Source organism: Pseudomonas sp. S2_A05 (assembly GCF_054668485.1).
The window spans coordinates 892,723-912,415 of record NZ_CP162775.1; the positions used below are offsets into that span (position 1 = coordinate 892,723).

Annotated in this window: 18 protein-coding genes and 1 pseudogene; 7 read left to right on the plus strand and 12 right to left on the minus strand. The window is 53.6% G+C overall.

The window, feature by feature from the left end:
- Positions 1-73 precede the first annotated feature (73 nt).
- Entirely contained in the window at positions 74-529 is a 456-nt protein-coding gene (locus tag AB4O12_RS04005; RefSeq protein ID WP_056784409.1) for a DUF2214 family protein, read from the plus strand.
- A gap of 219 nt (positions 530-748) precedes the next feature.
- Here the strand turns inward: AB4O12_RS04005 and csrA are convergent, their stop codons facing one another.
- Positions 749-943 carry a carbon storage regulator CsrA gene (gene csrA / locus AB4O12_RS04010; RefSeq protein ID WP_003179932.1) on the minus strand — a complete coding sequence of 65 codons (195 nt, stop codon included), beginning with the start codon at positions 941-943 and terminating at the stop codon, positions 749-751.
- Between the two features lie 250 nt (positions 944-1,193).
- Here csrA and AB4O12_RS04015 point away from each other — a divergent pair, with 250 nt between their 5' ends.
- Entirely contained in the window at positions 1,194-1,559 is a 366-nt protein-coding gene (locus tag AB4O12_RS04015) for an SPOR domain-containing protein (RefSeq protein WP_056784413.1), read from the plus strand.
- A gap of 85 nt (positions 1,560-1,644) precedes the next feature.
- On the opposite strand, the pseudogene AB4O12_RS04020 reads toward AB4O12_RS04015, so the two are convergent.
- A pseudogene (locus AB4O12_RS04020) lies at positions 1,645-1,965 on the minus strand (endonuclease); the annotation flags it as partial.
- Between the two features lie 398 nt (positions 1,966-2,363).
- Complete coding sequence (locus AB4O12_RS04025; RefSeq protein WP_460060389.1) at positions 2,364-3,218, minus strand: hypothetical protein; 855 nt, start codon at positions 3,216-3,218, stop codon at positions 2,364-2,366.
- A gap of 19 nt (positions 3,219-3,237) precedes the next feature.
- On the opposite strand from AB4O12_RS04025, the gene AB4O12_RS04030 reads away from it, so the two are divergent.
- The 5 genes from AB4O12_RS04030 (at position 3,238) to AB4O12_RS04050 (ending at position 10,309) form a co-directional block, all read left to right on the plus strand.
- Positions 3,238-3,639 (plus strand): hypothetical protein, encoded by a 402-nt coding sequence (locus tag AB4O12_RS04030; protein WP_460060391.1) that lies wholly within the window; start codon positions 3,238-3,240, stop codon positions 3,637-3,639.
- Complete coding sequence (locus AB4O12_RS04035) at positions 3,608-4,675, plus strand: hypothetical protein (RefSeq protein ID WP_460060392.1); 1,068 nt, start codon at positions 3,608-3,610, stop codon at positions 4,673-4,675. Before AB4O12_RS04030 ends, AB4O12_RS04035 begins: the two co-directional genes overlap by 32 nt.
- 890 nt (positions 4,676-5,565) lie before the next feature.
- Positions 5,566-6,474 (plus strand): hypothetical protein, encoded by a 909-nt coding sequence (locus tag AB4O12_RS04040; protein WP_460060394.1) that lies wholly within the window; start codon positions 5,566-5,568, stop codon positions 6,472-6,474.
- Positions 6,475-6,686: 212 nt separating this feature from the next.
- Complete coding sequence (locus tag AB4O12_RS04045; RefSeq protein WP_460060395.1) at positions 6,687-8,642, plus strand: ATP-dependent nuclease; 1,956 nt, start codon at positions 6,687-6,689, stop codon at positions 8,640-8,642.
- A complete protein-coding gene (locus AB4O12_RS04050; protein WP_460060396.1) occupies positions 8,639-10,309 on the plus strand; it encodes a UvrD-helicase domain-containing protein in 1,671 nt (556 codons plus the stop codon). The genes AB4O12_RS04045 and AB4O12_RS04050 overlap by 4 nt, the downstream gene beginning before the upstream one ends.
- 632 nt (positions 10,310-10,941) lie before the next feature.
- Here AB4O12_RS04050 and AB4O12_RS04055 read toward each other — a convergent pair.
- The 9 genes from AB4O12_RS04055 to AB4O12_RS04095 all read right to left on the minus strand — a co-directional run bounded on the left by AB4O12_RS04055 (position 10,942) and on the right by AB4O12_RS04095 (position 19,411).
- Positions 10,942-11,259: a hypothetical protein gene (locus AB4O12_RS04055; protein ID WP_330525165.1), complete on the minus strand. Its 318-nt coding sequence runs from the start codon at positions 11,257-11,259 to the stop codon at positions 10,942-10,944.
- Between the two features lie 614 nt (positions 11,260-11,873).
- Positions 11,874-12,278 (minus strand): hypothetical protein, encoded by a 405-nt coding sequence (locus tag AB4O12_RS04060; RefSeq protein ID WP_460060398.1) that lies wholly within the window; start codon positions 12,276-12,278, stop codon positions 11,874-11,876.
- A 215-nt stretch (positions 12,279-12,493) separates the two neighbouring features.
- Positions 12,494-13,699: an XRE family transcriptional regulator gene (locus AB4O12_RS04065; RefSeq protein WP_460060400.1), complete on the minus strand. Its 1,206-nt coding sequence runs from the start codon at positions 13,697-13,699 to the stop codon at positions 12,494-12,496.
- Positions 13,696-14,352 carry a hypothetical protein gene (locus AB4O12_RS04070; protein WP_460060402.1) on the minus strand — a complete coding sequence of 219 codons (657 nt, stop codon included), beginning with the start codon at positions 14,350-14,352 and terminating at the stop codon, positions 13,696-13,698. Before AB4O12_RS04070 ends, AB4O12_RS04065 begins: the two co-directional genes overlap by 4 nt.
- Positions 14,353-14,766: 414 nt before the next feature.
- Positions 14,767-15,291: a hypothetical protein gene (locus tag AB4O12_RS04075; protein ID WP_460060404.1), complete on the minus strand. Its 525-nt coding sequence runs from the start codon at positions 15,289-15,291 to the stop codon at positions 14,767-14,769.
- A 112-nt stretch (positions 15,292-15,403) separates the two neighbouring features.
- Complete coding sequence (locus tag AB4O12_RS04080; protein WP_460060405.1) at positions 15,404-16,162, minus strand: hypothetical protein; 759 nt, start codon at positions 16,160-16,162, stop codon at positions 15,404-15,406.
- A 152-nt stretch (positions 16,163-16,314) separates the two neighbouring features.
- Positions 16,315-17,658 carry an FRG domain-containing protein gene (locus AB4O12_RS04085; RefSeq protein WP_460060406.1) on the minus strand — a complete coding sequence of 448 codons (1,344 nt, stop codon included), beginning with the start codon at positions 17,656-17,658 and terminating at the stop codon, positions 16,315-16,317.
- Positions 17,659-17,720: 62 nt separating this feature from the next.
- On the minus strand, positions 17,721-17,987 hold the full coding sequence (locus AB4O12_RS04090; RefSeq protein ID WP_460060408.1) for a nucleotide-binding domain-containing protein: 267 nt from the start codon (positions 17,985-17,987) through the stop codon (positions 17,721-17,723).
- A gap of 80 nt (positions 17,988-18,067) precedes the next feature.
- Complete coding sequence (locus tag AB4O12_RS04095) at positions 18,068-19,411, minus strand: hypothetical protein (protein ID WP_460060409.1); 1,344 nt, start codon at positions 19,409-19,411, stop codon at positions 18,068-18,070.
- Positions 19,412-19,693: the final 282 nt, after the last annotated feature.

Consider the following 19,693-nt stretch of genomic DNA (forward strand, 5'->3'; position numbering starts at 1 on the left):
CTCCAAGCGAGGCCCCGCTTTTTCGTCTACTACTGACTGGCCGATTTTCAACTCTTTGTAAGGGAGTGCGTCGATGCTGAGTCAGTGGATCCTTGCGGCTGTTCATCTATTCGCGTTTGCCTTGGCTTTCTGGGCGGTACTGACGCGCGGCACAGCGTTCAGCCAGCTCTCGGCGGGCACGGGAGAGCTCAAGCGCGTGCTGCTCGCGGATAACCTCTGGGGGCTTTCAGCTTTGACGCTGCTTATAACCGGAGCGATGCGTGCGTTTGGTGGTTACGAGAAAGGCTCTGACTATTACCTGCATCAGCCGCTGTTTCATCTGAAGATGACGTTGTTAGTGCTGATCCTGCTGGTAGAGCTTGCACCCATGATCACGCTGATCAAATGGCGCATCGCATCGTCGCGCGGGGTAGCGCCTGATGCCGGGCGTGCGAAGTTGTACGCGCGAATCAGTCATGTTGAAGCGCTGCTGCTGATCCTGATGATGGTCGCGGCGACGGGCATGGCGCGTGGCGTGATATTCGCTTAGAAGGCGAAATTCTCCGCGCTCTATCGGAAACGTCCGACAGCCAGCTCCGGGAGTGAAAGGTAATATCGGCGTAAGAAAGGAGGGAGTGACAAGTGAAAGGAGTCAGTGTGCTTCAGGCGCCGTGCCCAGCGGGGTGAAATGCGGATGGCTAAACGGCGCGTGAATCTTTAGCCAGTCTTGCGCGACGGCAATAGGACTGGCTACGTAATGCAAAGTGGCTCAGGGCGTTTGCGGCTTGTCCGGAGCGGTCAGGCCGGCCTGGATGCGTTGGTAAATTTCTTCACGGTGCACTGCCACGTTTTTCGGAGCGTTGATGCCGATGCGAACCTGTTGGCCGCTGACTCCGAGGATGGTGATCGTGATGTCATCACCAATGTTTATGCTTTCACCGACTTTGCGGGTGAGTATCAGCATGGTCTTCTCCTTGATTGCTTTGTAGGGCACCTGATTCAGACAGTGCAGAGGTCGGTGGTATCTATAGATTAGTGCGAAGTCTCACGGTTTGGGTGCCTCTTTCTGACGCGCAGATGCGGCATTAATTCCCAGGGCGTAACTATACAGAGGCTGCAATCATCATTCTCGTTGTTTTGTGCCCATTTTGCGGGGCTCGCGAAGTATTTATGAATGATAAGATCGCCGCTTTGTGAATTCCGAGGAAAGCGTTGTGCGCAAATTGGTTTGGCTGGTAGCGGCACTGGCATTGGCAGGCTGCGGTGAAGGCAAGAGTGTAGATGCGCCAAAGCCTGAGACAAAGGTCGCGGCAGCGCCGGCGGCCGCCGCGCCACAGTGGGATCTGGAAGTGCGTGGCGAAACTCCGCAGGCTGTCAGTGACCTGAGCGGCTGGTTGATCGAGCATGCTTTCGTTCCGACGGTCGTCAAGGACGGCAGCGGTAAAACACGAATTCTGATCGGTCCGTTCAATTCCCAGGCTGACGCCGAGGCGCGCAAGGTGCAGGTGGATGCGGCATTGGTAAAAGCCAAGAAACAAAATATCGAGTCGGTGGTGATTGAGCATCCCCTCACGCCATAAGCGTAGCGCCTTCAAAACAGGTTGAACGCCAAACGTGAAAAAGGCCTCGAGCATAACGCTCGAGGCCTTTTTATTTGTGCTGCGATCAGCCGCAGGCTTTCAGATTTACCGAGCCGACAAACTCGTTGCCGCGCCCCATCACGCACGCCACGCTCTGGTTGCGCTGACGTTCCCAGTCCTGCACTGGATAGGTCTTGTCCCACGCTTCGTACAACTGCCGATCCTGCTTCGACAGGCGCAGTCCGTATTGTTTGCTCATGTAAAAATACGTGCGGGCGATCATGCCGCGGATCGAAGGGCGGGGCATGACCTTCTTGGCCTTGAAGTCGACCTGCGTCAGGCAGGATCCATACTGACCGGACTGCACCGGCAACCAGCCGTAGCTGAAGTTGCTGCGATCACCGTTGGTGTATTTATTTACCCTGGGCTTTTGTTGACAAAGAACAAGGTTAGCGTTTTTTCCTTTTAAAATCAGTGGCTTGGATTTTCTCTTCCATCGATCTTGTTGCCGATCAACTTGTCAACGTTGACGAAACACCGCGTCGCGGAGCCGACCGACGGTTCTCACTAATCTACAGTGACCACTGAACCATCTCGCTCTGGCTCCAATGAGTACAGGCCGTAAGCGAAGCCGGCGCCCATCACGGAGGCAGCGCTCACTCCTCGGAGGGAGCGCGATTTATAGCGGAATGCGAGGATCAAGGCACACATCCAGGGGAAGACGCTGAACCCCTCATTCCTACCAGATCTGGATTGACCTTTCGGCGGCGAAAACCCCGGCCACTCATCCCCCCGTCAAACAGGTTATTGCTCTCTCGAAAACAGGTCATCGATATCTATCGCCTCAAGCCTATTCTGCTCTGCACGAGGTGATACGAAATTCGTATCCTCATCAGAAAAGTACCCCTTCATTCGGAAGGAAATATCATAGGCGTCGACCAGTTCATCAATCATTGACTGGTTGGGTTCGGCCTGCCAGCTTGTAAGCTTGTCGCAGATTTTATCCCTTAGCCTTCTCTCAGCAGCCGGCAAGTCTTCGCCGTAGCTGTATATGTCCCCCTCATCAAACATATCGTCAAGGGAACTGCTGATAAATTCATGGGCGAGTGTTGCGAAAGATTCAGTTACTTTATCGACACTATGTATCTCAAGGGTAGCTAGCAGGTCACCAAGCCCCGGAAGCTCGTTTTCATTAACACCATATTCGATTGCTTTCAGTACGAGCTGCACCACGGACTCAGCAGATACGGTTTCGTTATTAATGGCGGTAACCAAGCACTTCCAGCCATTCAAACTCGCCCTGGACGCAGAGTCGCTAAGTGCTACATCACAAACGGCTTGAAGCCGTTTTGCGCTGGCAACGTTAGAGCTTGAAGGGTTAGTTGCTAGGTGCACATGCAGAGTTGCCAGGTATTCCGAGTCACTGTTCTTGAAGTTAAGTTCTGCCTCATGATCAAATAGCTTGGAGAACATATCATGCGCAGCTGTTCGATCAATTAGCTTGTTTTTGGTGAGGTCAAGAATCATGGTTGGCGAGGTGCGACTTCGAAGACGTTTGAAAACAAACTCAAGGGCTTCAAACTTTTCCGAGTATCGATAGATTAAGAAATCCGCCAGCGACGGGTTAAATAGCTTGTAAAAACATCTGGTGCCCTGCATTGTCGAGTCAGTAGCGAATTTGATAAAAATTTTATGGCAACAGAAAAGTAAAAAAGCACAAGCGAACCTCGGCACTCGCACTCTGATCGATGAAGATGCGATCGTGGAGGCAGTGATGCTCGCTGCTGGTCACCCAGAAGATGACAAGGTAGTTGGTCGCCTTGAGAAAGAGACTCGCACGCGCATTAAAAAAGGCAAGTTGCATGAGCTCAGCTTCAAGCCTGATCGTAAGATCCTCCGACAGCCCTACATGCGCAGGATTGTTATGACCGAAGGCGTCACCATCCTGTTCCCCGACAGGGCGGAAAACCCGAACGTAAAGGTGGTGGAGCTGGAAGGGGGGAAAGTGCAAATTATCGTGGATACAGACAGAGTCACGGAGGACAGCGTTGTCACACCAAAAGCTGGCCAACCTACTTAACGACCTATCGCATAAAGGTCAGGCGCTGATCACTGAGGGAAATGCGACCCTCATCGTGTCAAACCTGTCTGCTGATGCTGCTAGGTCAATCACTCAAGTAGCCTCTGCCGCTTGGTCGACCACCACGTATGACAGCGCCGGTGGCGAAACCCAGGTTGAAGAGGGGGATGAGGCTTTAGGGCCGTTTCGCGCGGAGCTCTTAAAACCGTTACCAGAGCAGCACGATCAGACTGCGGCTTTGTACGTTGCGACAGAGGCAGGGTTTAAGGCATTCCTTGAAAAAGGTCATTCGGCATCACGATGGTTCGTTCTTGGCCTGCTGAAATCCTTCAACACCCGTGCTCGAACGTATGCCGACTGGGGTGTTGAAGTGCTCTACGTGGAGTCTCAAGCAACGAAGTCGCCCCGGCTTTTGGTGAAAGAGTCAGCCGACGTCCGCACCGTGCCCGAGGATGTTCGCCACTGGTTGCTCGCTGATGGCCATGAGCTCGATGAAGCTGATCCGTTGCATATTGTTTGGGCAACTCAGGCCTTTGACGCCCTAAGCCGGTGTTTCGCGAACGAGATTGATGCGACCGGGAGCAAGCTCAGTTTCAGAGGGCCACCTAAACTAAACCTCACACTCCCGAAAGCGATCAATGGCGCCCCGCAGATCACGCTTAACGACTTCAAGGTCGTACACGATGCAGCGGTTTGGGTGTTCGACAATGCCCGTGAGGCGGAAGTGAAGCACATCCTGCTGTCTGCTGAGATCGCTCGATCGGGTAGGGCGGATGGAGAGGCACTTCAGTATTTCAAGGAGAACCTTGCTGCGGCACTGGATTGCGGAAAGATCGCCTATCAGATGGCGGTCTCTGAGATCACTAAAGATGCTCTCAAATCACTAGGAGACCTTCGTAAGGTTGTCACTGAAGAAACTTCAAAAGCGACAGATGCGACCCGTCAAGCGATCGCAGCGATTTCGACAGCGCTGACTGTGGGATTGGGCTTGATTGCTGCGCGACTAACTCTGCCGATCAACCCATACCTTATTTAACTCGTGATGGCGGTTGCATTCGGCTACACGACGCTGAACGTGATGTCGGGTCGTAAATTCATAAACATTCAGCGGCAGTTACGCCAGGACTGGCAATCGAAACTGTATCGTTTCCTCTCGGAGTCCGAATACAAGAAGATGGTCGGCGATCCTATTGAACAGGCCGAGAGCTTCTTTTACAGGATCAGTTGCCAAGGACTTACGATGCTCGGGGCTGCCGCGATAGGTATTGCAGTCTTTGCCTTCCTTTACGCACCGCCTCCATTGGCATCACCGGTATCAACTCTGGCGCCCCCTATTTCAGCGCCCGTACCTGCACACCCGCCACCAACAATTAGCGAGCCGATATCCCAGCCTAAGCTAATGCCAGAACATTCAGCTCCGACGAGTCCAGCTGAAAAATAAGAAGCGACTATTCGAACGTTGGCCGAGAGATTTTTGCTGTGGCCCCAGTGATAAGCGAGGCGTGAGTGCTGGAGTGGCGAGGTTTCTAGCGCGATAGGTTTTGCAAGATTTCCTGGGTTTCTTGAAATTGACACCGTCCCTTCGGGTCAAGCACTTATGCAGAATAACGGGATCCCTCATGTCGACTGATGCATAATTTTCAACTACGAGGTGATGCCAACTGAATGACCCTTTTCGTTCAGATCTATATCGCGTCCGTACATCGGATGAACCTTCTCCAGTTTTTTTTCGGCAATCGGCCAGCCTAAGTGCATCGCTTTGGATAACGGAGTTTGTAAGTCCGGGAGCACGTGCGAAAGGATTGGGGTGACCAATGCGAAGTTTGAGCATGATACAGACGATACTGGGCCAACCGCTCAGCCACTTCAACTCTGCTGGCAGTATGCTACCTTTGGCTTCTCTCACGGATGGCGAGGACGAAAGCAATGGTCACAGGCAAGTCAATCAATAGCGTCAACAGAATCATCGCGCACTCGCATGGTGCTCGCGAGATGTTGTTTGTGATTGAGCGAGACAACGTCGATCAAGACCTCCAGGCGCGGCTGGCGATTGCTCACCTCGAAAAAGACGGTGATTCGATCCTTCCTGCGGTGATTGGAAAAATCAGCGAATTCAATGCTCGCGGCAAGGAGATTAAACGGCGAGATCTCCCGCTAATCAAAAAATCAGTGCCGCAATACCGGAGCTGGAAAGACTGGCATGGTCAAGAGCACAGCGGCGTGCAAATTCGAACAATGGATGTGTATCCCGTCGACTTTGTTCGCCCGCCCATGGAGCACCTTTCTCTCAGCGTCATCGATGGGAAGGAGTACATCGTGACTCGCCGGGTGGAAGTCGATGAGCCGCCCGCAGCGCTTGTTCACGTGGCCAACCTCATGCTCGAATTTTTCCAGGAATTTGAGATCTTCGACGTTGAGCGTCAGCGTATCGCTAAGGTGCACGCACGACAGTTACAGTGGGATTTGCTCCCCCCTGGGAAATACCCTTGGAAGAGCGCTGAAGCCATCGTAAAACCCTATTTGGCCGGTCTGCGGGCGTCAGAGCAGGGAGTGATCGAACACAGGATCAGAGAGATCACTCGGTTCGAGCCTGATTTCTTCGCGACGGGCCGAGGGGGATATCAAGGCTACTTCGTCTTTGGTTTTTCCAAGCGTGGGATTTATCTCCTTGAGAGCTCACATTTGGATAACGCCACCTATAAGTTTGGTGAGGATTGGGAAGTCCTATCGACCCTGACCAAGGACGAGATCATTAATGGCGATCACGACCATCGACGTTTCATCCACGATAAAACCTGGGGGCGTAAGATCCGCCAGATGCTCGCATACGCTTAGCGGCACACGACTTTTTGTCATGTCCTACAAAGAATCAGCCCCCCGAGCCGTCGTAATGGCCTCGGGGCCATTGGCCGCTGTATGTGCTCAATCGTATCTGTACTACTCGCGCGATCGCGCTCGCAATGTCCCGCTGGATCGATTGAGCGTCTGATTGCGACTGGAGCGTAGTTCCTCCCGCACCGCTGGCCCCACAAGGAAAGGATTCTAATTTGAAGCTTCAGTTTGTTCGCATCTGTGGTTTTCAGTCGTTTGGTGCGGAACCAGTCACCGTTGATTTGGCCGACCTCACATTTCTGATCGGGCCCAACGGCTCCGGCAAAACAGCGACTCTCCAAGCGCTTTGTCGTCTCTTTTCGTTTGACCCCAATCAGCGGCGATTGCGTAAATCGGATTTCTTCGTCCCGCACGATGAAGTAGAGGCTCCAGATCAGCGAGCACTTTGGATTGAGGTTGAGTTCATCTTCCCCGAGCTTAGTGACGACGAGAACGAACACCCGACAATTCCTAGTCATTTTGGGCATATGCGCCTTGATACCCCTGATGGTGTGCCCCGCGTGAGGTATCGTCTGGATGCAACGATTGGCATTGACGATGAAATCGAGCAAAGCCTCGTGTACGTTTTAGATGTTGATGAAGATGACGTTCCGGTCGACACCGCCCCGGTGCCCAGAGACGAGCGAAACTTCATTCAGGTTCACTACCTTCCAGCTCGCCGGGATCCGGCTGACCACATCGCCTATGGTGCAAACGCCTTGCTCGGGCGTTTGCTTCGAGCTGTGAACTGGACTGAGCAGCGCGAGACGATCCAGCAGCTCACTACGGATATTTCCCAGAGCCTGACTCAAAATGAATCAGTGCTCAGCCTCAGTGCCGGCTTGACCAAGACTTGGAAAGAGCTCCACAAGGGACAGTTTTTCACGCAGCCTAGCGTTACATTCATGGCCAACGAAATTGAGTCGCTGTTGCGTCATCTTTCGGTGTCGTTCTCCCCTGGTCATGGCGAGCAGTTGGTCGATTTTTCAAGACTCAGCGATGGCCAAAAGTCGATGCTCTACCTCTCGCTGGTTTTGTCGTCCCAGGCTGTCGGGCGAGCGGTGCTGCATGGCAATGACGACTCCTTTGACGCTGAGAAACTTCGCCCTGCGGTGTTCACCATCGTTGCCCTGGAAGAGCCAGAGAACAGCCTGTCGCCTCATTATCTGGGGCGAATTGTGTCATCCCTCAAAGGGTTGGTCGGTGACTCCAAATACGCCGATTCCCAAGCTCTGATTGCGACACATGCGCCTTCGATGCTTCGCCGCGTAGAACCTTCAGCCATTAGATATCTGAGGTTGGACGAGTCACGCTGCACGGTGGTGACGAAGATTCGAATGCCACCCAATGAGAAGGGCGAGGCATACAAGTTTGTGAGGGAGGCAGTGCAGGCCTATCCAGAGGTCTATTTTTCTCGCCTGGTGATCTTGGGGGAGGGCGACAGTGAGGAAATAGTGCTGCCCCGGCTGCTCGCAGCTAAGAAGCTCGAAGTCGATGAGGCAGCTATTACCATTGCCCCGCTAGGTGGTCGTCATATCAACCATTTTTGGAGGTTACTCAGTGGCCTCAAGATCCCATACGTCACGCTCTTGGATTTGGATGTGGCGCGCTTTGGTGGGGGATGGGGACGCATCAAATACGTCGCGACAGAGATGAAAAAGCATCGCCCAAGCGATCTGTACCTGACTGACGATGAGCTCAAAAATCTACCTGCATGGAATGATCAGACCCACAAACTTCTGCAGATTGAGAAGGATCCGAAATACAAATCCTGCATAGCGAATTTGGAGCCGCTGGGCGTATTTTTTTCAGCGCCAATGGATCTGGATTTTTCCATGCTTAGGGCTTATCCCGCTGCGTACGGGGTAGCCCCTGAAGATCTGGTTGTTCCGAAACTGGGCCAAACCAAGTCCGTGCTGGGCGATAGTCATCACGATCGTTTCCAATACTCATTGATCGAGCGAAAGCACTTTGTCGCCTACCACAAGCGTTTCAAGCTCGATAGCAAGCCCAAGTCGCATATCGAAGCTCTTTCTAAACTTACTGACGATCAGTTGATAGCCAAGATGCCCGCATCTCTAAATCGTCTAGCAGACTTCGTCATCGCCAAGATCGAAGGGCTTTCGGAATGATCTCCCCGGAAGATTGGAAACCCTCCGAAGGCATTATTTTGGAGCCAAATGCGGAGGCGGCCGTCAGGGAAGTAACACGGTGCGTGGCGCTGACTGCTGGCCCGGGCGCCGGTAAGTCTGAACTGCTTGCCCAGCGCGCTGACTTCCTGCTGACCACGCGGGCATGCCGTTATCCGAGGAGGATATTGGCCATTGCCTTCAAGGTGGATGCGAGCAATAACCTCAAAGAGAGGGTGTGGCGGCGATGCGGGCCCGACTACGCCAGCCGGTTCGACAGCTACACTTTCCATGGCTTCGCGAAGCGAATTATCGAACGATTTCGGCCTGTTCTCACCGGCGACGATGCGCTAGACGCGGGTTTTCGAGTGATGCCCAAAGGGAAGGTACACCCTGTCCAGACCGAGTTCGGGCTCTTGATCCCTTTGGCCCTGAAGATCTTGGACGCCTATCCCATGGCGGTGAATGCCATCAGGCAGACCTACAGTGATGTGTTCCTCGATGAGTTTCAGGACTGCACGGACGAGCAGTACGCGCTGGTCAGCAAGATCTTTGTTGGTACGGCTCGCCGGGTCACTGCGGTCGGGGATGTGAAGCAGAAGATCATGGGCTGGGCCGGCGCGCTCGACGGCGTATTCGGAAAGTTTGAAGCGGATTTTACAGCCAACCATCTCAACATCTACCGCAATTTTCGCTCGCAACCTCAGCTTCTCAGGCTGCAGAATGACCTCATCAAAGTGCTCGATCCCGGTTCTGAAATGCCCGCAGGGCTCTTGGGCGGTGAGGGCGGCGAGATCCTGCTTCATTCTTTCAAAGACTGCACCGACGAGGCCTGCAGTCTTGCCGATCAGATCAACACCTGGATCAACGTCGAGGGTGTGGCGCCCTCCGCAATTGCGGTCTTGGTCAGGAGTTATCCTGAGGCCTACACCGTCCGGTTGACCTCTGCGCTTCAAGTGCTTGGTATCGCCTATCGCAACGAAAATCAGATGCAGGATATCACCACCGAGCCCATTGCCTTGGTCGTCGTGGACTTCCTGCTATGCCTTTATGGTTCGCGGGAGCCGAAAGCCTGGACGCGGTTGTTGAGGCGGATCATTCCAGCCGATGACGACGACCACGGGGGCTCCGTGCGAAACGATTGGAACAGGTTCATCAAGGAAGCACGCAAGACTGCTGCCGAGGATCTCGCCGCAAAAAACTATGCTCAGAGGTGGACGCTACTAAAAGAGTTTCTGTCCATGGTGGGTGTGAGCCTGCTGACGGGCCTTTCCCATGATTACGAGTCGCGTGATCGTTTGAAGGAGGTCATCCGTGATCTCAAGAAACATATCGATGCTGCGCTAGACCAGGAGCCTGACCTGCTCAAGGTGCTTGCCCAGCTGTCTGATGACCAGTCAATCCGCATTCTGACCGTTCACAAGAGCAAGGGCCTTGAGTTTGATTCGGTCATATTGCTAGGTCTGGAGAAAGAGGCCTATTGGGGAAATGACACCCATGAAGTTCGATGCACTTTCTTCGTGGGTATTTCCCGCGCCAAGAGGCGACTTGTGGTTACAACGGCTAAGACTAGAGACAAACTCGCTGACATCAGCAGTTGGAAAACAGTGCGTAGGCCACATGAAGAGTTTCTTGGCTACGTTGGGAAGTGGCAGGCAACTGAATGTTGAGCCAATCGATCCACGCGCCGTTGAAGTCTGTTCGTCAGGTCGTACTGGCGAATATAAGGCCTACGTCTTGGCGTCGATCGTGTGAGGAGGCGGTGGATTTGGCACCGTGAAGCGCTGTCTTTGGCACTCCCGGGAGAAATGCGGGCTACAGGCGAGTTTGAGTGCCAAAGAGCCCGCAGAAATGAGGGGTTGTGAGGAAAAACATACATTGTACTGATCGCTATCTTTGGCGCCCAGAAGATTTTCAACATGCTGATTTTCAAGTAATTTGTTTCGGCTTTCAAATATGGCGCTAGTGCCAAATCTGGTGTCTGCTCACAGCGGAAAATAATGACCTTCCGAGATACAAGTCGGCATGAAATCTTGCGCCGGAGGCGCTATCTGCTGAATTGTCTCCCCTCGCTACCTGGAGATCTGACCGCAGATCAAAAAAACATGAGGCAGCGCTCCTGCCCTGTTTGAGAGTTCTGGGCCTGTGCATCGATCAACATCTACAGGCCAATTGTTGTAAGTACTGAGCGTACCGAGCCCCATAGGCTTACCTCAACCCAGGCAATGGAGAAGCCGGACTGCCCATTGGCAGTCTGGCTGGCGTGGCGGGAGGGCAACTCATTACTGTGTTTAATCGATCTCTAAGCCTTTTCTACAGACTCAGTCGGCTTCGGCGCACTAGGCTGTGATGCCGGTGCTGGAGTTTCGGGACGAGAAGGCTGACTGGCCAGCGTTTCCGCAATCTCCGCGCAGTTCAAGCCCTCGTACCGGCTGCGGATGTGGTCTTCCGCTCCGCCACCTTCAATAGCAATTTTGAAGGCTGCTTCGTACGCCTTTGCGGGATCGCTCTGCGTAACCTCAGCGATGATTTCGGCATGTGTCTGTACGGCCACAAGGGTTTGAACCACCTCGTGCACCAGCCCGTTAACCATACCTTGACGCAGTGGTGGTTTTTTCATCAGATGTAGCACCTCGAATCGGGTTAGGACATGTTGCGTTTTTAAGCCAAGCACAGATTGAGGATTAAGCAAATATTGAAAACTATCAGCAGCTTATGGACTTTCATTCCTTTTCATATAGAACAATAATTTGCCAAGCTTTCCTCATAAACACGTTGAGATTCGGGCCAGCAGGGATGTGGTAAAGGCACTCGTCAGCTCTGTGGCGGAGTGGGTGAGCCAGGCCACATATCAGTATCTCTCGTGGTTATGATCTGGCGGCCTCAGCCCAACGCTTATAGCTCTGCCCTGCATGATCTGGGTTATCGATTTTCGGCTTCGATCGCAGTGCGAACGCCTTCTCAGCCAATACCTCTAGTCTCTCAGCTGTCTTGGGAAGCCAGCCATTCTTGATCGCCCAAAGCTTGATGTTCTCTGCAGGCTCTTTGATGGACATGCGCACGCAAGATTCTGAGTATGCGTTTGGCATGATCTTCATCGGAGCCGTTTAGGACGGCGGTGCCACGGTTGATCGCTGAGGTCAGGGACTTCATTGCTTGCTCAACAATAGGGTCAGCAATGAGCGTTGCGACTGGCTTGGCGGACTTGGCACCCTTTCCTAGCATTTTCGGCGACTAGGTCTTTACCCAATTTTCGATCGCATCCTGCGTCCAAGGAACAGCCAAAACGGCCAGCAGCCCCTGTAGCGAATCGACTTTATCCATCATGGCCTGGTTGGCAAATACGGCAATGAGCACGGATGGTTTAGTTACAAACTGCAACGTCTTGATGGTTTCGCAACGCATCTGAGCGCCGCTGGGCAGCGTCACCGGCTTGTCTTTGACCAACGCATTGTGGATGGTCGCGCCTAGAGCTTGATGAAGAGAGCCGGAGGTTAGTGATGGTTTGGCTGGTACAGGGAAAATGACGTCTCGCGTTCCTGACACCCCACACAGACGATCTGCAACGCCTACTGCGTTCAGAATGTGACTATGAGTGAGGCTGGTGTCGGGTAGAAGTATTCGCTGTACGGTGGACATACATTCAACCTTGGGAAATGGGTGGTCGTGAGCCTTCTTCATTCGGTCGATCCGAACCTATTCTGAAGATTCAAACGAAGCGGAAGAGCACTGGCTCTGCAGGTATAAGCTCGGATTGGAGTTGCCGGAGCGGAAGGGCGACAGTCTTGCCTCTCGATCAGCCCCTGAGGATATAGTTGTCGGTGGAGGCCAAACCATGCGGCCTCCCCGACAAGTCATCTGCGACGAGTGAACGCGAGCACCACTCCTGACTCTGGGGCCTTATGCTCAATAGTGACGGGGCCACTGTTACCCTTAAGCTTGGCCAGATGCACAACTTCAGCATTGCCACTTAGGTATCCATTGGGCAAACCCGTCAGCATCTCGATATCCGTTGCGGCAAGGCCGACGTAGGCAGCGACACCGTCCACAGGCAAAACGCCCGAAGAGGCTAGCAGCTCGATAGTGCGCTTTAGAAGACGAGGTTGTTCAGGAGTGCGCCCTTCATCGCCCGGCTCTGCTTTTACTCCCCAGCGAGCTGAGCGACGTTTAAACAGCAGGCCCTTTGCATCATCATCGATCACCTTCAAAGCCCAAAGGCGCATGACCATTGCAGCCACAGAAACGCCCCAGCGCTGCTTGAGCAGCAAGAGACTATCCAGGGTGACTGGGCTCCTGACTTCGGCGGCAAACGTTTCTGCTGGGAGCAGGAAGGCCCCTGCGAAACGGTGGGCCTGGTCTTCCATCAATTTGTGGCGAACGGGGTCAGTCGACCGCTCGATGCCCTTGTGAAGGATCAAATGGCCAAGCTCGTGAGCCAAGTCGAAGCGGCTGCGAAAGCCGTTTTGCTTATCAGCGGAAAGCAGCACGAGCGGACGATTCAAAACCTGACTCCAGGCAGATAGTCCCTCAATGGTCGCCACGCCTGTTTCTTCGCGTACCAAAATCACGCCAGCGCCTTCAACCGCCATGGCCAGATCAGGTATCGCGCGTCGACCGAGTCCCCAAAGTTCGCGGCATTCATCCGCAGCGTCCTCGATATCGGAACTGGTGATTTGCTCCGGATCCGTGAACGCGCGCGTGGGTAGGTTTACGTCGGGGAAGTCCACGAACTCACCCAGGGCTAACGCGATGTCTTGAGCCCATTCGAGACGTGCTTCGAGCATCGTACGGGCGCTGGCATGCGCCGAAGCATTGCTTCGGAACAAGGGAAGAGAGCACTTCTCGGGTATGGGGCGGGTAAACCACTCTGGAGCCACATTGATGACTTGAGAGAGCTTGCCCAATGCTTCGGCCTCAGGCGACTGCTGGCCGCTTTTCCACTTGCTGATCGTAGCGGGGGACACCCCTACCATGCTCGCCAGTGCTACTTGAGAAAGGCCGCGAGCCGCAAGCGCCTGTATAAGCCGCCCCGACTCAAACCCCGTAATTCCACGACTCATGATTTTGTATCTTGTCCTGTTTCGAGTAGGCCCGTTTCGAGCACACCTGTTTTGAGCTTCGGCTTCGCCTTGTCGACTTGCTGAGGTGCTTCGTCGTAGCGAGCGAGGAACCTACCCAACGGCTCTCGGAAAAGCCACCCCTTCATTTCCGCGTCGGGCACCGCGATGTGAATTTCCACGGGGCGCTCCGGCTGATTGGTCAAGGATCCGGTGAAGCATGCAACGAAAAAGAACGTACCGGAGGTGATAGGTTCCGGAGCAAATAGCGATGGCTGAACCAACTGAGTCATTGCCAAGTTCGCCTCTGCAAGCTGACGACGGATCGCGCCGCGCCGAATATTATTCCAGAGCGTAGAAGACATATTCACCCGACCGAACTTGAAGATGCCTGCGTGGCCCAGCACGACTCCATTGCCCTTAAGGGGTGTATGGACAGCGTCGGAAGCACGTAGCGTCTCCTCGAATGCCTCGTTCATATGGAACGCCCGCATCTGTCCGAGCGCATTCTTGCGATGACTGTCGTCCATGTCTCTTGTAGCCAAATAGGCGCGGAACGCGCCCGCTTCAAAGGCATCTTCAGCACCCATGACTACGTTTCGCGGGACATTCTGGATCAACAGTTCGGGAATGGTGGGCTGGCGGAATTTGATCATCTGAGGTTTCTCAAGTTTCGTTTGGCGAGATTATAGCTCCAAAAAAATTTCGTGTTGGTAGTGGTTTTCGGCGATGTATGGATCTCTAGCGCCAGGTGAGTCAGGCCAGCAGGCAAAGCGAGGAAGGCATCAGCCAGCTTTTCATACACGTGAGCGATGCCAACTGAGCCCTGGATGAAGATGAGAACGTTCTGAAGGAGAGAACAATTGCTCGATTAAACGGTGTCTAGCGGTCGAGCGGGAGAGGGCATCTGATCCCGCCTCATTTACCGTCTGGTGAGTTTAACGGCCTTCATGAATTGGCCAGATCATCGTCGTGCAGAAAAGAGGCCTAGCATCTATGTCCAAGCTCAAGGGCTCAAAGTGTTAAACCATCTCACTGCCCGGCCTTTAGCCAGTCTGGCGCAGAACCATCTAATTCCTCACAGCAGCGGAAACTGAACCCAGCCAGGCTGGCACTTTGCGTGCAACACGAGTGAGGGGGTTTTTCGTGGTTTCCCATTCCTCCTTGAGCAGATGCCGTGCTTGAAGGATTGTCGAATCTGCGAGCTCTCGCCAGCCATTGTATTTTCCCCTCCCTCTCGGGTCTTGGGGGTCTACATAGAGCTTGCTGGGGTCGAGCAGATTCTGCAGAGATGCCAGGAGCTTATTCGCTTCTTCGTCGGTCGGCTTGAAGCGCATCTGAATCTTCCGGTATGCACGGAATGCCTCGTATTTCAGCGAGTTGAGCTTTCTGTGCGCTTCTGCCTTCAGCCTTTGGTCATCACTCGGGTTGGTATCGATGTACAGGTCTATCCATTCGTGTGCCTTGGCTGCGAAGTCTGAAATTTCCTCGCGAAGCCCGTTGATCCAAGCTTGCCGGAATTCAGAAATCTTGAGTTCGCGAGCCATGTAAGCTGCGCAAAGGCCAGCAAAGATAGTGATTAAAGCTGCGGTCATGTCCATTTCCATCAAGCAGTCCAAAGAAAGCCGTCAGTACAGCACGGCGCAGCCATTTCACCACCGTGGCGCGATGCCATCAATCACAGCTTACTAGTCTCTGGGCGAAGCGCTATCGGGCGGCTTTCCTCTTCGACATAAAGTCGATCAGATCCTTCACTACATCGTCTGCGGCGGAATCACTGGACAAGTCTGCTGCGCGTATCCTCCTGACCTCAACGCCCTCCCAGGTCAGCGGCACCAAACGCTTATCGGCTTCAGCGGGCGACTCACGATGATATGTGTCTCCATCCACCTCAATGATAAAGGTGAGCCCTTTGTAGATGACGACGAAGTCAGGCTCCAAACGGTTGTAGAATTTTCCTATCCGAACGAAAACGGGTAGTGGAGCCACAGGCAGCTTTGCACGCGTGAGGGCAATGAAGAGGGTGACCTCGGCTTTCGAGCGAAACAGCAGCCCCTGATGCTCCTGGGACGCGATATTGTCACTCCTGACTCGTCCTTGGTTGGTGACGCCTTCCCCTTTCACGTAACGCAGAGCTTCATCCCGCCAGTTTTCTGAAGCTTCGCCAACACGCGGTGCAATGGTTACGCCGGACAGAGCCTCATCCGTGAGGGTAGCGTAAAACGGCTTCACGACATCGCAAATCTCAATGGATGTGGTTTCCCGCTCCGCTTCGGTCATCGCGTAGTACAGAGGGATGGGCAAGGCGATTACTAGCTGCCAGTAATTCACGCCGAAATTCGTATCGACCAATTCCAAGTTGCATTCACCAGAAACGAGCACGGCGATGGCGCGCGCGTTGCCAAGCATCTTGAAGGCCTCTACGGCCCCGGCTGCGAGGTCTTCCACATTGAAGGGTGGATACATCGTGAGACTACTCCTCTGTCAACTCAACTCAAGGCAGCGCTAAGCGCGAGCCTTCGCTAATTCGACCTTATTGCTCGCAGGTGCTGTGGGAAACATAGCTTATTGCCGTCCGCTTTCCTTGGTGATCGACACGGCTGAGTCAACGAGCTTCGTTACTCGATGCTTTTGGGCTCCTTCAGGAACTCCTCGGCGATGTGCAGTGCGCTGATGTGCTGTGCATGGATGATGGGATTACCGCATGAGCAGTCTGTGTTCTGCGCTTCCCGTATCCATACTCCGCTCGTCTGCCTTCGATATGTCCAGCCCGTGGTGAAGCCGGCTCCGGTCAGTCGGAGTCCTGGGTGTTTGACCGTGAGCTCACAAACCTCAAATAGGTCAGGCCCTCGAGGTATGACGCCGACACCTTTCTGGTAGAGCGTCAGGTGATCGAGGGTTGGATGCTTGATCAACGTGTCGGCTTCGAATGCTACCGTGCCATTCTCGTTGATCAGCTTCTCGATCTTAGGGAAGCGGAGGGGCTTGCTCGGGTCGGCTGACCCATAGAGCACCATGTCCGGGATCTCGACGAAGATTCCACCGCGAGGATTACCATCAATCGAATCCTGGGTATCCAGAATTTTCGCACCTCGATAGAACGCGGTATGCGCACCTGCAATTTTCACAAAGCTCTCATGGTATTCTGGAAGCTCCAATGCTCGCTTGAACGCAGGTAGACCTTTGAGTGCCGCCTCGGACTTGATCTCCTCCCACGGCAGACCCAGCAATGATTTCAAAATCGGATCTTCAGCGGGGGAGGGGAAGAGGGCACTCGTGTCAGTCAAGCCGCGCGTGGCAGCGTATTCCTGGAGAACTTCGCTAGGAACACTCATCTGGGCGAGAAAGCAATCTTGCGGTATTGGATTTTGCAGAGGGCCCAGAAGCCAAGCTGACTGAGCCACGGTGCGCGGCCTGTAACCCTCAACGGTCAACGTAGCCAGGTCAACTAGGCCTATCTGATTTGCGGCCTGCTTGCACAGAATATACAGATGGCCGGTGCCGGTCACAGGCGCATAATTCGCCATACGCTTGTTGACCATCACTGCCTGCTCGTCACAGTCCTCACAAAGTTCCAGCTTGGCCGCTTCGGTATATTTGTGGCTCGCGAACCACGCGGCTACGGCTGGATCAGAGGTGCAATCCACGTAGAACGAACGCCAGCCGTAGTGCTGAAGGAGTGCCTGTTGATAGGCAAAGTCTGTTCGGTGTTTGGCGATATATGCATCCAGCACGCTTTGAGAATAGCGGCACCATTTGAGCATTTCGCTCGGTATGCATCGGTTCCTGTCGAAGGACGTGACGATGGAAGGGGCTCCAATCTCGCCGTAATGAGAGGTCTGGCCACGAAACAAAACATTCTCACCAAAACCCTCAATGAGCCGGTTTAACTCGTCGACATTTTTCGCTGCATATTCCTTCAAGCTGCATCCCTCGCGATTGTGTTGGTATTCGAGATCCATGTGCTCTGCAGCCTCTCCCTGTACGAGCAGTGGTGATATGCCAGGGAGGATCTGCTACGGGTTCAGATCGGCACGATGATCCGACTGCGGGCAACACACACATTTTCTTTCACTGCGTAGCATTCCACGTAGTGGTCGCCTTGGAAGGTAGAGTGCTCGGTGATCTGGCGGTGGCCGCTGTCGATACGGATTTCGCCATGGATCATGTCTCGCTCGATGGCCTGTGGGCCGACGTTCTTCACCTTCCAATAGATCTTGAATGGAGGTGGTACATCGATCTCGGCCACCCAAAATGTCAGCTCACGCTCCTTGGGGATACGGTACGTCATAACGGGAGACATTAGGTTGCGAAGCCGATCAGGATGAAGGGAAATGGATGGTCAAGTCTTTGCCATAGAGCTCCATCGGCTTACTTCGACAGGTCAGAAGATATGTTCGCCATCTGCTTAGGCTTAGACTGCACCGCTTCGATCAACGCTTCCTCGGTTGTGAGCCCCGATCTGATCATTTCGGCAAAGGCTTCAAGCGCAGGCAACGAGTTGTTTGTTTCAAGCGTATCCTTCATGAAAAAAACTGCGAGCTCATCCAATGCGGTGTCGGACTCCATTGGCTTGCAGAGCTGTTCAAACATGGACAAAACCTTGGCGCCCGTAGTGTTCTCATCAATGCCAAATATCTGGTCGAATACCGTCCCAAGGGTGCCAGCAATGTGATGAGCTGATCGCTTCCAAGTATCACGCAGATTTCCATCCTTATCTGCAAGCTCCAGCTGCTTGCGGATTTTGGTTGGAATCGTTGCGGTCGCACTCTGCTGGCTGTAGTAGGAGCGCCTTGACAGCGCCGCCGCATCCCTGGCCACCTTCCACATGACGAACCACATCTGGGCAACGCTGTGAGTACGCAACCCGTCCCGAATGAGGTCTTGAGTTTTCACATAATCTTCGGGATGGATCTGCTGGGTGTGCAGGTCGCATTGATCCATCAGATACCACGTTACATCGGCACAAGCGTAATCGAGCCATAGGTTGCTCAGCGCATCAGCGTCAGTGAATACCCGGTTGAGTAAGAGGCTGAACGCCTCATCTCCGCTTCCAAAGTCTTCATCTGGAGACAAAAACAAATGAGCATATTCCAGTCGGATGCATACTTTGCCCTCAGCTAGGAAGTAGGTTCCCCTCCGAGCGGGCTCTGGATCATCGCTAAGGGCACCTTGACGATAAAGCCGATTGATGAAACTGCCACAGTCGTAAGGTGCTAGGTCATTGCAGTCATCATGCTTGAACCTGCCTTGCCATAAACGCGGGCCAACGGAGGCATAGAGCGCACGAAGTATTAGGACTGCATCGTCCGACAGATCTTGGTAAGAGATTGTTCTGCGCTTCATCCAGTCGCTGTGGGTCACGAGCTGTGCGTCAAGTTCAGCCTTGTCCGCAGCTTCCTCTGCATCTTTTTTCCGCTGTGCGGTTTGCAGGCACTCATGACAGGAACGCGATGAGCGGCCCGCAAATTTTTTTAGGTCTGTTCGCCCGCTCGCACGGATGGGGTTGCCACATTCGCACAGATGATTGAGGTCGTAGGCGACGCAAAGCTCACGCACATACTTAGTCAGATGCGCAGGTTGTCTGAGCTCCCGGAAGGGGACGAGATCCTTCAAGACCTCCAAGAACTCTCCGTGCTCATTCATGCTCCAGTAACGGTTAGCAAGTTCGATCTCTTCAGGATCTGTGGTCAAAAACTCAAGCCTTACTGCCATGTAGAAGCAACCTAGATAAGTTCGATAGAGTGATAGTGCTCGTTGGCATGCTGTGGGCTTACTCTGGATCCCTCGGATTTCCCACCTGCCAGCGAATCGAAGTCGGTGCCCGCACGCTTAGCGCAGATCAAACCATGCACCAATTTATGCAAAACTCGGTACCAATGAAAGCGGGTTTTCCAATTCATCATGGCTGATGAACCTGGTGATCCCCAGCCCAAAACGTTCATATTCGGCCGCATCCTCCGATGGCATGGCGTCCTGGGTGAATGACTGCAATCT

What these genes read in the sequence shown, in the direction of transcription:
- AB4O12_RS04005 (WP_056784409.1), top strand. Translation starts at nt 74, where the DNA reads ATGCTGAGTCAGTGGATCCTTGCGGCTGTTCATCTATTCGCGTTTGCC.
- csrA (WP_003179932.1), bottom strand. Translation starts at nt 943, where the DNA reads ATGCTGATACTCACCCGCAAAGTCGGTGAAAGCATAAACATTGGTGAT.
- AB4O12_RS04025 (WP_460060389.1), bottom strand. Translation starts at nt 3,218, where the DNA reads ATGCAGGGCACCAGATGTTTTTACAAGCTATTTAACCCGTCGCTGGCG.
- AB4O12_RS04040 (WP_460060394.1), top strand. Translation starts at nt 5,566, where the DNA reads ATGGTCACAGGCAAGTCAATCAATAGCGTCAACAGAATCATCGCGCAC.
- AB4O12_RS04050 (WP_460060396.1), top strand. Translation starts at nt 8,639, where the DNA reads ATGATCTCCCCGGAAGATTGGAAACCCTCCGAAGGCATTATTTTGGAG.
- AB4O12_RS04055 (WP_330525165.1), bottom strand. Translation starts at nt 11,259, where the DNA reads ATGAAAAAACCACCACTGCGTCAAGGTATGGTTAACGGGCTGGTGCAC.
- AB4O12_RS04060 (WP_460060398.1), bottom strand. Translation starts at nt 12,278, where the DNA reads ATGTCCACCGTACAGCGAATACTTCTACCCGACACCAGCCTCACTCAT.
- AB4O12_RS04065 (WP_460060400.1), bottom strand. Translation starts at nt 13,699, where the DNA reads ATGAGTCGTGGAATTACGGGGTTTGAGTCGGGGCGGCTTATACAGGCG.
- AB4O12_RS04070 (WP_460060402.1), bottom strand. Translation starts at nt 14,352, where the DNA reads ATGATCAAATTCCGCCAGCCCACCATTCCCGAACTGTTGATCCAGAAT.
- AB4O12_RS04075 (WP_460060404.1), bottom strand. Translation starts at nt 15,291, where the DNA reads ATGACCGCAGCTTTAATCACTATCTTTGCTGGCCTTTGCGCAGCTTAC.
- AB4O12_RS04080 (WP_460060405.1), bottom strand. Translation starts at nt 16,162, where the DNA reads ATGTATCCACCCTTCAATGTGGAAGACCTCGCAGCCGGGGCCGTAGAG.
- AB4O12_RS04085 (WP_460060406.1), bottom strand. Translation starts at nt 17,658, where the DNA reads ATGGATCTCGAATACCAACACAATCGCGAGGGATGCAGCTTGAAGGAA.
- AB4O12_RS04090 (WP_460060408.1), bottom strand. Translation starts at nt 17,987, where the DNA reads ATGACGTACCGTATCCCCAAGGAGCGTGAGCTGACATTTTGGGTGGCC.
- AB4O12_RS04095 (WP_460060409.1), bottom strand. Translation starts at nt 19,411, where the DNA reads ATGGCAGTAAGGCTTGAGTTTTTGACCACAGATCCTGAAGAGATCGAA.